Source organism: Streptomyces sp. NBC_00249, assembly GCF_026342355.1.
Lineage (GTDB): Bacteria > Actinomycetota > Actinomycetes > Streptomycetales > Streptomycetaceae > Streptomyces.
On sequence record NZ_JAPEMV010000001.1, the window covers coordinates 1,767,495 to 1,780,531 of the forward strand.

Consider the following 13,037-nt stretch of genomic DNA (forward strand, 5'->3'; position numbering starts at 1 on the left):
GTTAGGGATCCCGCCGGAGGTCCGGGGTCGGAGCCGGAGGCCGGAACCGCAGGTCAGAGCCGCAGGTCAGAGCCGCAGGTCAGAGCCTGGGGTCGACCGGCTCCGACTCCAGGGCCAGCACGGCGAACACCGGCTCGTGCACCCGCCACAGCGGTTCCCCCGCCGCCAGCCGGTCCAGTGCCTCCAGTCCGAGCGCGTACTCGCGCAGGGCGAGGGAGCGCTTGTGGCCCAGGAACCTCTGGCGCAGCCTCTCCAGGTGCTCCGGGCGGGTGTACTCGGGCCCGTAGATGATCCGCAGGTACTCGCGCCCGCGCACCTTCACCCCCGGCTGCACGAGGCGGCCCTTGCCGTCCCGGGCGTACGCCTGGAGCGGCTTGACGACCATGCCCTCGCCGCCCGCCTCCGTCAGCTCCCGCCACCAGTCGGTGCCCGCCCGCACGGACGCCTCGTCGCCGGTGTCCACGTACACGCGGGCGGTGCGGCGCAGCAGCGGGGCCGCGGCCCGCCCGTCGGCGTCGGCGAGGCGGTCCAGCCAGGCCAGCTGCTCGTCGTGCGGTACGGCCGCGAGGGACCGCCCGGCCGCCGCCAGCAGCTGGAACGGCGCGAACCGTACGCCGTCCAGCCCCTCGGTGGTCCAGCAGTAGCGCCGGTACGCGTCGGTGAAGGCGGCGGCGTCGGCGGCCCGGGCGCGCTGGCGTTCCAGCAGGGCCGCGGTGTCCACGCCCCGGGCTCCGGCCGCCTCCAGGGCGGCGAGGGCGTCCGGGAAGACGGCGCGGGAGGCGGCGCCCACGGCGGCGTACTGGTTGCGCAGCAGTCCGGTGGACTTCAGGGACCAGGGCAGCAGTTCCCCGTCGAGCAGCAGCCAGTCCGTGCCGAGCTCCTCCCAGAGGCCCGCGCCGTCGACGGCGGCGCGCAGCCGGCCGAGGAACTCCTCGGTGACCGCGCGGTCCTTGAAGAAGGGCCGTCCGGTGCGGGTGTAGAGGGAGCCGGTGGCCCCGTCCGTCACCCCGAAGCGTTCGCGGGCGGCGTCGGCGTCCTTGCACAGCAGGACGCTCGCGCGGGAGCCCATGTGCTTCTCCTCGCACACGACCCGCTCGACGCCGTCGGCGCGGTACTGCGCGAAGGCCTCGGCCGGGTGCTCCAGGTGGCCCCCCTCCTGGGAGGTGGCGGTGGGGGCCATGGTCGGCGGCAGGTACGGCACCAGCCGGGGGTCCACGGCGAAGCGGCTCATGACCTCCAGCGCGGCGGCCGCGTTCTCCTCGCGGACATTGACGTTGCCCAGGTGGCGGGTCTCCACGACCCGGCGCCCGTGGACGTCGGCCAGGTCCAGCGGACGGCCCTCGTGGCCTCCCGGCACCTCGGCGGCGAGCGGCTTGACCGGCTCGTACCAGACCTTCTCGGCGGGTACGTCGACCAGTTCGCGCTCGGGCCAGCGCAGGGCGGTCATCCGGCCGCCGAAGACGGCGCCGGTGTCGAGGCAGATGGTGTTGTTGATCCAGGTGGTGTCGGGGACCGGGGTGTGGCCGTAGACCACGACGGCCTTGCCCCGGTAGTCCTCGGCCCACGGGTAGCGCACGGGCAGGCCGAACTCGTCGGTCTCGCCGGTGGTCTCCCCGTAGAGGGCGTGCGAGCGGACCCGGCCGGAGGTGCGGCCGTGGTACTTCTCGGGCAGCCCGGCGTGGCAGACCACCAGCCGGCCGCCGTCGAGCACGTAGTGGCTGACCAGGCCGGCGATGAACTCCCGCACCTCCTTCACGAACTCCTCGGACTCGCGCCCGAGCTGCTCCACCGTCTCGGCGAGGCCGTGGGTCTGCTGGACCTTGGAGCCCTTGAGGTAACGGCCGAGCTTGTTCTCGTGGTTCCCGGGCACGCACAGGGCGTTACCGGAGGCGACCATGCCCATCACCCGGCGCAGGACGCCGGGGCTGTCGGGGCCCCGGTCGACGAGGTCGCCGACGAAGACGGCGGTGCGGCCGGCGGGGTGCACGCCGTCCTCGTAGCCGAGCTTGGCGAGGAGGGTCTCCAGTTCGGAGGAGCAGCCGTGGATGTCACCGATGATGTCGAAGGGGCCGGTGAGGTGGGTGAGGTCGTTGAACCTCTTCTCCAGGACCACTTCGGCGGCCTCGGCCTCCTCGACCGTGCGCAGGACGTGCACCTTGCGGAAGCCCTCGCGCTCCAGTCCGCGCAGCGAGCGGCGCAGTTCGCTGCGGTGGCGCTGGATGACGCGGCGCGGCAGGCCGGCCCGGTCGGGGCGGGCGGCGTTGCGTTCGGCGCAGACCGCCTCGGGCATGTCGAGGACGATGGCGATGGGCAGGACGTCGTGCTCGCGGGCGAGTCTGACGAGCTGGCGGCGCGACTCCGGCTGGACGCTGGTGGCGTCCACGACGGTCAGCCGTCCGGCGGCGAGCCGCTTGCCGGCGATGTAGTGGAGGACCTCGAAGGCGTCCTTGCTGGCGCTCTGGTCGTTCTCGTCGTCGGCGACCAGGCCCCGGCAGTAGTCGGAGGAGAGGATCTCGGTGGGCTTGAAGTGCTTGCGGGCGAAGGTGGACTTGCCCGATCCGGTGGCCCCGATCAGGACGACGAGGGACAGGTCGGTGACGGGAAGTACGCGGTGGGTCTCGGTGCTGGTCATGCCGCCTCGCCCTCCTTCGGGGTGTGGTCGGTGTGGTCCGTGCCGTCCGTGCGGTCCGTGCGGTCGGCGGCGGTGAAGACGGCCATCTGGGTGGGCGGGCCGACCTCGGGGTCGTCGTCCCCGACGGGGACGTACGCCACCTGGTACCCGTGGCGCCGCGCAACCTCGCCGGCCCAGGTGCGGAACTCCGCCCGGGTCCACTCGAAGCGGTGGTCGCCGTGCCGGACGTGCCCGGCGGGCAGGGACTCCCAGCGGACGTTGTACTCGACGTTCGGGGTGGTGACGAGGACCGTGCGGGGGCGGGCCGCGCCGAACACCGCGTACTCCAGCGCGGGCAGCCGCTCCGGGTCCAGGTGCTCGACGACCTCGCTGAGCACGGCCGCGTCGTAGCCGGCGAGCCGTTTGTCGGTGTAGGCGAGGGACCCCTGGAGCAGCTGGACGCGCACGCTCTGCCGCTCCCCCATCCGCTCCAGCCGCAGCCGCTTGGCCGCCAGGTTCAGGGCCCGCACGGACACGTCCATGCCGACGATCTCGGTGTACGCCGGGTCCTTGAGCAGCGCCTGGACCAGCTGGCCCTGTCCGCAGCCGAGGTCGAGGACGCGGGCGGCCCCGGCGGTGCGCAGCGCCGCGAGGATCGCGTCGCGGCGGCGCACGGCCAGCGGTACGGGCCGCTCCTCCGTGTCGCGGTTCTCGTCGACGGCGTTGTCGAGCTCCTCGACCTCGCTGCCGTCGGCCTCGGCGAGGCGGACCAGCTCCAGGCGCTCCAGGGCGGTCTGGGTCAGCCGCTTGTGGCGGGCGAGGTAGCGGGAGCTGATCAGTGCGTTCTCGGGGTGGGCGGCGAGCCAGCCGTCTCCGGCGCGCAGCAGCTTGTCGACCTCGTCGGGGGCGATCCAGTAGTGCTTGGCGTCGTCGAGGACGGGCAGCAGGACGTACAGCTGGCGCAGGGCGTCGTCGAGCTTGAGCTCGCCCTCCAGCGCGAGCCGTACGTAACGGCTGTCGCCCCATTCGGGGAAGCTCTCGTCCAGTGCGAGGGGCGAGATGTCCACGGAGTCCCAGCCGAGCGGCTCGAACAGCCTGCGCACCAGGTCCGCGCCGCCCCTGGCCGGAAGCACCGGGATCTCGATCCGCAGCGGGCGCTCCTGCCCGGGCAGTTCCGGACGGGCCGTGCAGCGGCCCTTGAGGGCGCTGCCGAAGACGGCGCTGAGCGCGACGGCCAGCAGGGAGGAGGCGGCGTACGGGCGGTCGTTGACGTACTGCGCCAGCGCCGAGTCGGGGGCTCCGCCCCGGCCCTTGCCCTGCCCGCGCCGCACGAGCGCGACGGGGTCCACCTCCAGCAGGAGCGCCGCCGTGCACCGCTCGGCCGTGGCCTCGGGGTAGAAGACGTGCGCGGTGCCGTGGGAGGTGGTGAACTCCTGCGCCTTGCCGGGATGCTTGTGCAGCAGGAAGCCCAGGTCGGTGGCGGGTCGTTCAGGGATGCCGGTGGTGGAGATCGTCAGGAACACACGGCCGATTCTCATCCACCGCCCCGGGGCGGCGCCCCTGGTTTTCCGAGGGCCTCAGCGATGGGTCCGCCCGGGGCCCCGCAGGCGCCGGCCGAGGGCCGCGATCCGGTCGGGGCCCACCCGGCAGCAGCCGCCGAGGAGGCGGGCGCCGGCGTCCTGCCAGGCCCGCACGTCCCAGGGGACGGGGGCCGGTGGGCTGTGCCACTCGCCGGTGCCGGCGTCCCAGACGGAGCCGTCGTTGGGGTAGGCGACGAGGGGTCCGGCCGTGACCGTGGCGGCGGTCTCCAGGGCGGGCAGGACGTCGGCCGGGTCGCAGCAGTTGACCCCGACCGCGAACACCTCCGGCGCGGCCGCCGCCAGCGCGAGGGCCTCGGCGAGGGGCTGGCCCGCGCGGGTGCGGCCGCCCTCGACGGTGTAGCTCAGCCAGGCCCGCGCGCCCGTACCGGCCAGGACGCGCAGCAGGGCCTCGGCCTCGTCGGTGTCGGGGAGGGTCTCCAGGGCCAGGACGTCGGGGCCCGCCGACAGCAGGGCCTCGATCCGGGGGCGGTGGAAGGCCGCCAGCTGGGGCACGGTCAGCCCGTACCGGCCCCGGTACTCGGAGCCGTCCGCCAGGACCGCCCCGTACGGGCCGACGGAGGCGGCCACCCAGACCGGGTGCACGGCGGCCCGGGCCGCCCTGTCGGCGGCCCGGACGGAGCGCGCGAGCAGGGCGGGGTCGTGGCCGATCTGGTAGCTCGCGGTGATCAGCACCTCGGCGCCGGCCCGGACGTACGCCGTGTGGGCGGCCTCCACCTGGTCCGGCCGCTCGGCGAGCACACGGCCCGTCCAGAGGCCGCCCGACAGGTCGCAGCCCTGGTCGGTGAGCTGGTTGCTGAGCCCGCCGTCCAGGAGTACGGGCCTGCGGGCCAGGGTGTCGGCGAGCGGGCCGGTCGCGCGGGGCACGGTGGTGCCTCCCGTCAGCCGAGCTGGGCGAGCACCTGGGAGGAGATCAGCTCCAGGTGGTCCAGGTCGTCGAGGTCGAGCAGCTGGAGGTAGACGCGGGAGGAGCCGATGGCGGCGTAGGTGCCGATCTTCTCGACGACCTCGGCCGGGGAGCCGGCCAGGCCGTTGGCCTTCAGTTCGTCGACCTCGCGGCCGATGGCGGCGGCCCGGCGGGCGACCTCGGCGTCGTCCTTGCCCACGCACACCACCAGCGCGTTGGAGTACACCAGGTCGTCGGACTTGCGGCCCGCTTCCTCGGCGGCCTGCCGGACCCGGCCGAACTGCCGCTCGCTGTCGGAGATCGAGGCGAACGGCATGTTGAACTCGTCGGCGTACCGGGCGGCGAGGCGCGGCGTACGCCGGGCGCCGTGGCCGCCGATGAGGACGGGCACCTTGGCCTGGGCGGGCTTGGGCAGGGCCGGGGAGTTCTCCACCTGGTAGTGGACGCCCCGGTAGTCGAAGGTGGCGCCGGGCTCGGTGGCCCACAGCCCGGTGACGATGGCCAGCTGCTCCTCCAGCCGGGCCATCCGCTCCTTCGGGAAGGGGATGCCGTACGCCTTGTGCTCCTCCTCGAACCAGCCCGCTCCGAGGCCGAGTTCGACGCGGCCTCCGGACATCCGGTCGACCTGCGCGACCTGGATGGCGAGCACACCGGGCAGCCGGAAGGTGCCGGCCGTCATCAGCGTGCCCAGCCGGATCCGGCTGGTCTCGCGGGCCAGGCCGGCGAGGGTGATCCAGGCGTCGGTGGGACCGGGCAGCCCGTCGGCCGATCCCATCCGCAGGTAGTGGTCGGAGCGGAAGAAGGCGTCGAACCCCAGGTCCTCGGTGGCCTTGGCGACGGCCAGCAGGGTGTCGTAGTCGGCGCCCTGCTGCGGCTCGGTGAAAATGCGGAGATCCATGCCCTCCATCCTGCCCTTCGCCCACCCCTGCCGGGTGAATCTGCGTCAACCGGGCGGTCCGCCCGTCGCCCCGCCAGTGACCAGCGCGGATGGGGATCGTTGGCTCGGACGGAGCCGGACCGCCCGGCCCGCGCGCCGGCGGCCTCTCGCCGACGCGTCCACCGCCCCCTTCCGCACCGGAAGGGCCAGGGCCGAGGAGGCCGCCATGTCCCACGAGTCCGTGCCGGAGACCCCCCGACACACCGGACAGACCGGACAGGCAGCACACGACCAAGCACGCCAGGAGTCCGCGGTACCCGCCCAGGGCAGCGCGCCGAAGGGCCTGCTGCAGCAGATGGAGGAGCTGATGGCGGCGCTGAACGCCGACCTGTCGCAGCTCGACGCCGACCTCCAGCACTCCACGGACCGCACTCCCCCCGCCGCACCGGTGACGCCCGGCAGCCGCACGTACGAGAGCGAGCGCCACTCCGACCGGTCCTTCTGACCGTGCGCGGGTCCCGTCGCGCGCGGCGGGACCCCTCACCCGGGCCCGCCGGCCCGGCGGAGGCGTCAGACCACGCCCGAGGCCGACCCCCGCTCCCGGACCGCCATCCGGCGCAGCAGCGCCCGTACCCGGTCGCTGGACTCGTCGGCGGCGTCGATCGACTCTATGCACTGCCAGTACAGGCTCTCGTCGTCCGTCGCGCACGCCACTCCGACGAGGGCTATCCCGACCTCTCCGAGGAGCGCCTGGAGTCCGAGCAGCGCCTGCCGGACATCACCGACCCCGCTCAGCTGCGCCGCTCTCGGCGGCATCTCGGGCGCACTGCCCTCACCGCGCAGGGCGGCCCGGTCGATGACGCCGCAGCCTCTGCCTCCCGCTTCCCCCAGTCCCCGTGCCTCCGCTCTCAGCTCCGGCGGCCCGGTGACCGCCAGCCAGCTCCCTATCCCCTGGGCCAGCGCCTGGGCCTGCCAGGCCTCGCCCACGATGTCCCACGCAGCCCCGCTCTGTGCCAGCGCGTGCCGGCCGGCCGCGATGAGCCGTACCGCATCCATATGCCGTCCCCCGTCCGCACGACATCCCGCCGTCCTTCACTACCCAGAGTGAAGGCAACGAGCCAGTAAAGCCAGGGGTATTCGGAAATCTGTGGACACAAACATGGTTGTGGACGACGCCATCACTCCGAAGAGTGACGATTAGGTGTCGATGTCCCGGTCACCGGGAAGCGGAGCTCGTTCCTCTCGATCTTCGCGGCCAGCGCATCGAGCACATCCACCCCGAGAACCTCACAGAACTGCAGCAGATACGCGAGTACGTCCGCCACCTCGTCGGTCACCCGGTGCGCGCTCTCCGGCTTCTCCATCACCGCCGCCGACTGTTCCGGCGTCAGCCACTGGAAGATCTCGACCAGTTCGGAGGCCTCCACGCTCAGGGCCGCGGCCAGGTTCTTGGGCGTGTGGTACGGGGCCCAGTCCCGGGCGGCCGCGAAATCGGCCAGCCGGCGCTGGAGTCGGTACAGGCGTTCGCCGCCTTCCGGCAGGTCCTGGGGTTCGTTCGTCGGGACAGCACTCATGGGGACAGGTCTACCACCGAGACGCCCGGGAGCCCGCGTGCGGTTGCGGCGGTGTCCTCGCCGACCGCGCCGACGAGCCGGATGTGGCCGCGGGCGCCGGACAGCAGGGCCAGGCGCAGCAGTTCGGCACGCTGACGCCGGTCGAGGGCGCGGTCGAGGCCGTCGGCGAGGACGGTGAGCGCCTGGCGGGCGGAGAGCAGTTCGGCGGCCGGGTCGACGGCCAGGACGCCGGGTCCGGTGAGCAGGACGAGGGCCAGCCCGAGGAAGCGGAGTTCGCCCGCGCCGAGCCGGGCGAGGTCGGTGGCGGGCAGGCCGGGGCCGCGCTCCAGCAGGGCCGCGACGAGCCCTCCGCCGGGGCCGCCGGGGCCGCGTACGGCCAGCCCGGCCACCGGGCCCGCGCAGCCGGTGCGCGCGGCCCCGGTGAGCAGTGCGTGGCGGGTTCCGCACTCGTGGCGGGTCCGGCGCAGTACGTCGGCCAGGTTGGCGCAGTCGCCGCTCAGCCGGCCCTCCCCCGAGGGGACGGGGGCCCGCATCCGGTCGGGGCGGGGATCACAGGGGAACACCGAGCGCAGGGCGACGACGAGTTGTTCGGCAGCGGTCAGCACCTGCCGCTGCCCGACGGTGGCCCCGGCGACGCGCAGCGGGAGCAGGGCGGTGCCGAGGCGGTCGTCGGGGAGCGGGGCGCGGGTCACGCCGATGGCTCCGCCGGTGAGCCACGCGGCCTCGACGGAGCGTCGGCGGGGGTCGCGCTGGGCGGTGCTGAACAGGATCCGGCCGTCCTCGGAGAGCCGTTCGCCGGCGATCCGCAGCACGGGCTCCGCCTGGACGGCGAGGTCGAGGCGGACCGGTCCGGCCAGGCCGTCGACGGTGCAGCCGATCCGGAAGCCGCGCCGCCCGTCGGCGTCGGGGCGGGCCGACTCGGGCACGCGCGCGACGGGGTCGGGGAACACCTCGTCGAGGGTGGCGCCGGAGCCGAGCGCGGCCAGGGCCTCGTAGGCGTCCAGGGCCTGGGACTTGCCGCTGCCGCTGGGCCCGGCGAAGAGGGTGACGGGCCCTAGCGCGAAGCGGGCGCCCCGGTGCGGCCCGAAGGCGGAGAGCCGCAGCTCGGTCACGGCGGGCCGCCGGAACCCCTGCCCTTGCGCTGCCGCGCCGGGTTCGTGGGCCCCGGTGTCCGGCGGCCCGGGGGCCGCACGGCCCGTACGGGGTGTACGCGCGCCCCCGTCCCGCCCGGGCTCCCGCGCACCGACGACGCGAACGGGCCGCCCCGTCGCGAGAGCGGGCTCCGCCACCTCGCGCTCCCCGCCGGAGCCGGCCGCCCCGCCACAGGCGCCCGGGGCGACACACTCGGGCAGCTCGGCACAGCCGGGCGTCCCGGCACAGACGGCCGGGGCGGCCACTTCGGCGGGGCCGGGTGTCCCCGCGCAGGCGGCCGGGGCGGTGGGTTCGGGCCGTTCTGCGGGGCCGGGGGTTCGGGGGGTGGGGTTCGGCGGGGGTGTCGGTCGTGGGGGTAAGGGCGTGGCGGGGGTGTCCAAGGTGGCTTCCATGGCCGGACGGTACGGGCCGCCGGGACACCCCGGGGCCCGGCGAACCGTTCCCTCGCCACGACCTTCCTACGATCGGGGGACGGCTGCCGCCGCGATCCCCTCGACCTCGGTCCCGACGGGCGCCAGCAGGAAGACGTTCCGGTCGACGCGGTGCATCCCGCTGCCCAGACCGAACACCACGCCACTGCTGAAGTCGAGGATCCGCTTGGCCACTTCGCTGTCCGCGCCCGTGAGGTCCAGCAGCACCGGGATCTGCGCGATCAGGTACTCCGCCACCTCCCGCGCGTCCGCGAAGATCTGAACCCTGATCACCACGAAGCGCCGCTGTTCCGCCGCCGACGCTCCGGGCGCCTTCGGGATCGTGCGGTGGTCCACCCGGGAGGGCCATTCGTTGCGACTGCGCAGCGGCACCACCTGCGCGAGCCCCTCCCACTGTTCGTCGGTGACGTCGTACCTGCTCACCGGGCCGCCTCGGCCGTGCGCTTCATGTGCATCCCCCCATCCTCTCGCGTTTCACCCGTTCAGCCCAACACCGACACGAGGGAGGCGGGGTACACCCCACAGAGGGAATAGGTTAGGTTAGGCATACCTAACCAGCTCGGACGATGGAGAGATCCGCATGAGCCTGCCCGGTGTCCCCGCCGCCACGCCCGCCGCCGCCCGGCCCACCGAGGCCGAGCGGGTCCGGTCCGTCCTCGCGGCCGCCCACTCCATGACCGTGGTCACCGACGGGGTCCGGACCGAGGTGTGCCACCTCGACGGCGGCGACGTCCTCGGCCGGCTGCACCTGCACCCCGCCGCGCCCGCCGCCGGACACCCCTCCTCCTTGCTGAACGACGGCCTGCCCGGCATCCGGCTGGAGTTCACCGACATCGCCCCCACCCCGGTACGCGACCGGGTGCGCGCCCGCATCACCGTCCTGGGCCACCTGCTCACCCCCTTCGTCGACGACAGCGCCGAGCCCGGGGCCACCACCTGCGTGGAGTACGGCCAGGCGATCCTCGAAACCGCCGAGGGCACCTCGTACATCGGGCTGGAGGAGCTGGACGAGGCCTGGCCCGACCCCCTCGCCCCGTACGAGGCCGGCATGCTCACCCACCTCCTCGACGACCACCCCGAGCTGGTCACCCTGCTGCTGCGGCTGGTCCGGCCGTTGCCCTCGGCCGCCGTGGTCCGCGCGCTGCCGCTCGCCCTGGACCGCTACGGGCTCACCCTGCGCCTGGAGGAGCGGCGCGGACACCGTGACGTACGGCTGCCCTTCCCCTCCCCCCTGGACGACGTCGAGCAGTCGGGGGCGCAGATCCAGGCCCTGCTCAGCGCGGCCCGGCGCCGCTCGCACCACAACACCCTGCCCGCCTGAGCGGGCCCGTACGTCCCGCGTGAACGGCGCGTGGAACCGGACCGGCCTCCGGAATAGGCCCGCGGGGGCCCCGGTTGGGATGATCATGAAGGCAATCGCATACAGCGCGTACGGAAATCCCGCCACCCTCGAACTCGTTGACGTCCCGGAGCCCAAGGTCGGCCCCGGTGAGGTGCTCGTCCGCGTCAAGGCCGCCGGGGTCAACCCGGTGGACTGGAAGCTCTCGGCCGGACACCTCGACCCGATCCTGGAGGTCCGGCACCCCGTCATACCCGGCTGGGACGTGGCGGGAGTCGTCGAGGCCGTCGGCCCGGACACCTCCGAGTACGCCGTCGGCGACGAGGTCTACGGCTACGTCCGCAAGGAGTGGGTGCAGCTCGGCACCTACGCCGAACTGGTCGCCGCGCCCGTGCGCACCCTCGCCCGCAAGCCCCGCGAGCTGACCTTCGAGCAGGCCGCCGGCATCCCGCTGGCCGGGCTCACCGCCTATCAGGCCATCACCCGCGCGGGCGTCACGGCCGGGCAGACCGTCGTGATCCACTCGGCGGCGGGCGGCACCGGCTCACTGGGCGTGCAGATCGCGGTCTCCCTCGGCGCCCGCGTCATCGGCACGGCGGGCGCGCACAACCACGAATTCCTGCGCGAACTGGGCGCCGAACCGGTGCTGTACGGGGAGGGCGCGGCCGGGCGGATCCGCGCGCTGGCCCCCGAAGGCGTGGACGTGGGCCTCGACTTCTACGGTGAGGGCGGCGTCGAGCTGCTCCAGAGCGTGGTCCGCGAGGGCGCCCCGGTGATCTCCATCGCCGACGGAGACGCCGACGCGAAGGGCGCCCGGCACATCTGGGTGCGGCCCGACACCGCCGACCTCACGGCCCTCGCCGAACTCGCCGACGCGGGCCGGCTCCTCGTCAACGTCGAACACGCACTGCCGCTCGCGGACGCCGCCAGGGCCTGGGAGCTGAGCGCCACCGGCCGCACCCGGGGCAAGATCGTCCTCTCCGTCTGAGGGCGTACGCGCGCAGGGCGCCGGGCGTGCGGCCCTGCCCCCAGCGCCGCCGCCTCCCGGGCCCGGACCAGAGCGGGTCCCTCCCCGTGGAGGGAGGCGCGCAGCACTAGGTACCCGCCGAGGGCCTCGCGGCTCGCCATGGCCGCCTCGCGGGCGGCGGGTTCGGGCGGGACGTACCAGACGCCGGTGCCCGAGGCGGCGCCGGCGCCGGTCATACGGGCTCCCGGACGGCGCCGGCGGCGTGCCGGTTGGCGGGGCGGGGCAGGCCGTAGTTCTCGCGCAGGGTCGCGCCGGTGTACTCGGTGCGGAAGAGGCCGCGGCGCTGGAGGATCGGCACGACGTGGTCGACGAAGTCGGTGAGCCCGGTGGGCAGGACGGGCGCCATGATGTTGAAGCCGTCGGCGGCGCCCTGCTCGAACCACTCCTGGAGCTGGTCGGCGATCTGCTCGGGCGTACCGGCGAAGACGCGGTGGCCGCGGCCGGCGCCGAGGCGGGCGATCAGCTGGCGGAGGGTGAGGCCGTCGCGGCGGGCGAGTTCGGCGACGAGCGTGAAGCGGCTCTTGTTGCCGTTGATGTCCCGCTCCTCGGGGAGATCGGGCAGCGGACCGTCCAGGGGCAGGCCGGTGAGGTCGGTGCCGAGCATGCCGGAGAGCTGCGCGAGACCGTACTCGGGGACCTGGAGGTCGGTCAGCTCCTGCTCCAGGGCCCGGGCCTCGGCCTCGGTGGAACCGATGACGGGGGCGATGCCGGGCAGGACGAGGAGCTCGCTCTCGGCGCGGCCGAAGCGGGCCAGGCGGGACTTGAGGTCCTTGTGGAAGGCCTGGCCGTCGGCGAGGGTCTGCTGGGCCGTGAAGACGGCCTCGGCGTACTGGGCGGCGAACTCCTTGCCGTCCTCGGAGGATCCGGCCTGGACCAGGAGCGGGTGGCCCTGGGGCGAGCGCGGGACGTTGAGCGGGCCGGCGACGCCGAAGTACTCGCCGCGGTGGGCGGCGGGGTGCAGTTTGTCGGTGTCGGCGTAGATGCCGCGCTCCTTGTCGAGGACGATCGCGTCGTCCTCCCAGCTGTCCCACAGCTTGGTGGCGACGTCGAGGAACTCGCGGGCGCGGTCGTAGCGCAGGCGGTGCTCCAGGTGCTCGTCCTGGTTGAAGTTGCGGGCCTCGTCGACGGTGCCGGAGGTGACGATGTTCCAGCCGGCCCGGCCGTTGCTGATGTGGTCGAGGGAGGCGAACTTGCGGGCGGTGTGGAAGGGCTCGTTGAAGGTGGTGGAGACGGTGGCGATGAGCCCGATGTGCTCGGTGACGGCGGCGATCGCCGACAGCAGGGTCAGCGGCTCGAAACCGCCGAGGGCGTTGTAGCGGGCCTTGCCCCAGAGGGCGAGGCCGTCGGCGAAGAAGATGGAGTCGAGGCGTCCGCGCTCGGCGGTACGGGCCAGTTCCTGGAAGTAGCGCAGGTCGGTGACGCGCTCGGGGCTGGAGGAGGGGTGGCGCCAGGCGGCGTCGTGGTGGCCGGCGTTCATCAGGAAGGCGTTGAGGTGGAGCGTACGGGGTGCGGACATGTCTG

At 74.0% G+C, this 13,037-nt stretch carries 12 protein-coding genes; 3 read left to right on the forward strand and 9 right to left on the reverse strand.

Annotation, left to right across the window (positions count from 1 at the left end; translation table 11 throughout):
- Nucleotides 1-79: 79 nt before the first annotated feature.
- The 4 genes from OOK31_RS07830 to OOK31_RS07845 are packed head-to-tail and all read right to left on the reverse strand — an operon-like array spanning nucleotide 80 to nucleotide 6,014.
- Nucleotides 80-2,632 carry a polynucleotide kinase-phosphatase gene (locus OOK31_RS07830; RefSeq protein WP_267011602.1) on the reverse strand — a complete coding sequence of 851 codons (2,553 nt, stop codon included), beginning with the start codon at nucleotides 2,630-2,632 and terminating at the stop codon, nucleotides 80-82.
- A complete protein-coding gene (locus OOK31_RS07835) occupies nucleotides 2,629-4,134 on the reverse strand; it encodes a 3' terminal RNA ribose 2'-O-methyltransferase Hen1 (RefSeq protein WP_267011603.1) in 1,506 nt (501 codons plus the stop codon). The genes OOK31_RS07830 and OOK31_RS07835 overlap by 4 nt, the downstream gene beginning before the upstream one ends.
- A gap of 54 nt (nucleotides 4,135-4,188) precedes the next feature.
- Complete coding sequence (gene mmuM, locus OOK31_RS07840; RefSeq protein WP_267011604.1) at nucleotides 4,189-5,076, reverse strand: homocysteine S-methyltransferase; 888 nt, start codon at nucleotides 5,074-5,076, stop codon at nucleotides 4,189-4,191.
- A 14-nt stretch (nucleotides 5,077-5,090) separates the two neighbouring features.
- Nucleotides 5,091-6,014, reverse strand: a complete 924-nt coding sequence (locus OOK31_RS07845) for an LLM class F420-dependent oxidoreductase (protein WP_267011605.1) — start codon at nucleotides 6,012-6,014, stop codon at nucleotides 5,091-5,093.
- Between the two features lie 205 nt (nucleotides 6,015-6,219).
- Between OOK31_RS07845 and OOK31_RS07850 the strand changes: the two genes are divergently transcribed.
- The gene (locus OOK31_RS07850; protein WP_267011878.1) at nucleotides 6,220-6,498 is read left to right on the forward strand and encodes a hypothetical protein; all 279 of its coding nucleotides are present in this window, start codon (nucleotides 6,220-6,222) and stop codon (nucleotides 6,496-6,498) included.
- A 65-nt stretch (nucleotides 6,499-6,563) separates the two neighbouring features.
- On the opposite strand, the gene OOK31_RS07855 is transcribed toward OOK31_RS07850, so the two are convergent.
- From OOK31_RS07855 to OOK31_RS07870, 4 genes are all read right to left on the reverse strand, one after another.
- Nucleotides 6,564-7,049 (reverse strand): DUF6099 family protein, encoded by a 486-nt coding sequence (locus tag OOK31_RS07855; RefSeq protein ID WP_267011606.1) that lies wholly within the window; start codon nucleotides 7,047-7,049, stop codon nucleotides 6,564-6,566.
- Between the two features lie 122 nt (nucleotides 7,050-7,171).
- Nucleotides 7,172-7,567, reverse strand: a complete 396-nt coding sequence (locus OOK31_RS07860) for a nucleotide pyrophosphohydrolase (protein WP_267011607.1) — start codon at nucleotides 7,565-7,567, stop codon at nucleotides 7,172-7,174.
- Entirely contained in the window at nucleotides 7,564-8,679 is a 1,116-nt protein-coding gene (locus OOK31_RS07865; protein WP_267011608.1) for an ATP-binding protein, read from the reverse strand. Before OOK31_RS07865 ends, OOK31_RS07860 begins: the two co-directional genes overlap by 4 nt.
- Before the next feature lie 498 nt (nucleotides 8,680-9,177).
- Nucleotides 9,178-9,573, reverse strand: coding sequence for a cell division protein SepF (locus tag OOK31_RS07870; protein WP_189739116.1), 396 nt, complete (start codon nucleotides 9,571-9,573; stop codon nucleotides 9,178-9,180).
- 157 nt (nucleotides 9,574-9,730) lie between these two features.
- Between OOK31_RS07870 and OOK31_RS07875 the strand changes: the two genes are divergently transcribed.
- Nucleotides 9,731-10,471 (forward strand): DUF2470 domain-containing protein, encoded by a 741-nt coding sequence (locus OOK31_RS07875; RefSeq protein WP_267011609.1) that lies wholly within the window; start codon nucleotides 9,731-9,733, stop codon nucleotides 10,469-10,471.
- Between the two features lie 85 nt (nucleotides 10,472-10,556).
- A complete protein-coding gene (locus tag OOK31_RS07880; protein ID WP_267011610.1) occupies nucleotides 10,557-11,477 on the forward strand; it encodes an NADP-dependent oxidoreductase in 921 nt (306 codons plus the stop codon).
- A gap of 211 nt (nucleotides 11,478-11,688) precedes the next feature.
- On the opposite strand, the gene OOK31_RS07885 is transcribed toward OOK31_RS07880, so the two are convergent.
- Nucleotides 11,689-13,032 carry an LLM class flavin-dependent oxidoreductase gene (locus OOK31_RS07885; RefSeq protein ID WP_267011611.1) on the reverse strand — a complete coding sequence of 448 codons (1,344 nt, stop codon included), beginning with the start codon at nucleotides 13,030-13,032 and terminating at the stop codon, nucleotides 11,689-11,691.
- Between the last annotated feature and the right edge of the window lie 5 nt (nucleotides 13,033-13,037).

Coding starts and splice junctions, on each gene's coding strand:
- OOK31_RS07885 (WP_267011611.1), bottom strand. CDS start 13,032: ATGTCCGCACCCCGTACGCTCCACCTCAACGCCTTCCTGATGAACGCC.
- OOK31_RS07855 (WP_267011606.1), bottom strand. CDS start 7,049: ATGGATGCGGTACGGCTCATCGCGGCCGGCCGGCACGCGCTGGCACAG.
- OOK31_RS07830 (WP_267011602.1), bottom strand. CDS start 2,632: ATGACCAGCACCGAGACCCACCGCGTACTTCCCGTCACCGACCTGTCC.
- OOK31_RS07845 (WP_267011605.1), bottom strand. CDS start 6,014: ATGGATCTCCGCATTTTCACCGAGCCGCAGCAGGGCGCCGACTACGAC.
- OOK31_RS07860 (WP_267011607.1), bottom strand. CDS start 7,567: ATGAGTGCTGTCCCGACGAACGAACCCCAGGACCTGCCGGAAGGCGGC.
- OOK31_RS07875 (WP_267011609.1), top strand. CDS start 9,731: ATGAGCCTGCCCGGTGTCCCCGCCGCCACGCCCGCCGCCGCCCGGCCC.
- OOK31_RS07880 (WP_267011610.1), top strand. CDS start 10,557: ATGAAGGCAATCGCATACAGCGCGTACGGAAATCCCGCCACCCTCGAA.
- OOK31_RS07850 (WP_267011878.1), top strand. CDS start 6,220: ATGTCCCACGAGTCCGTGCCGGAGACCCCCCGACACACCGGACAGACC.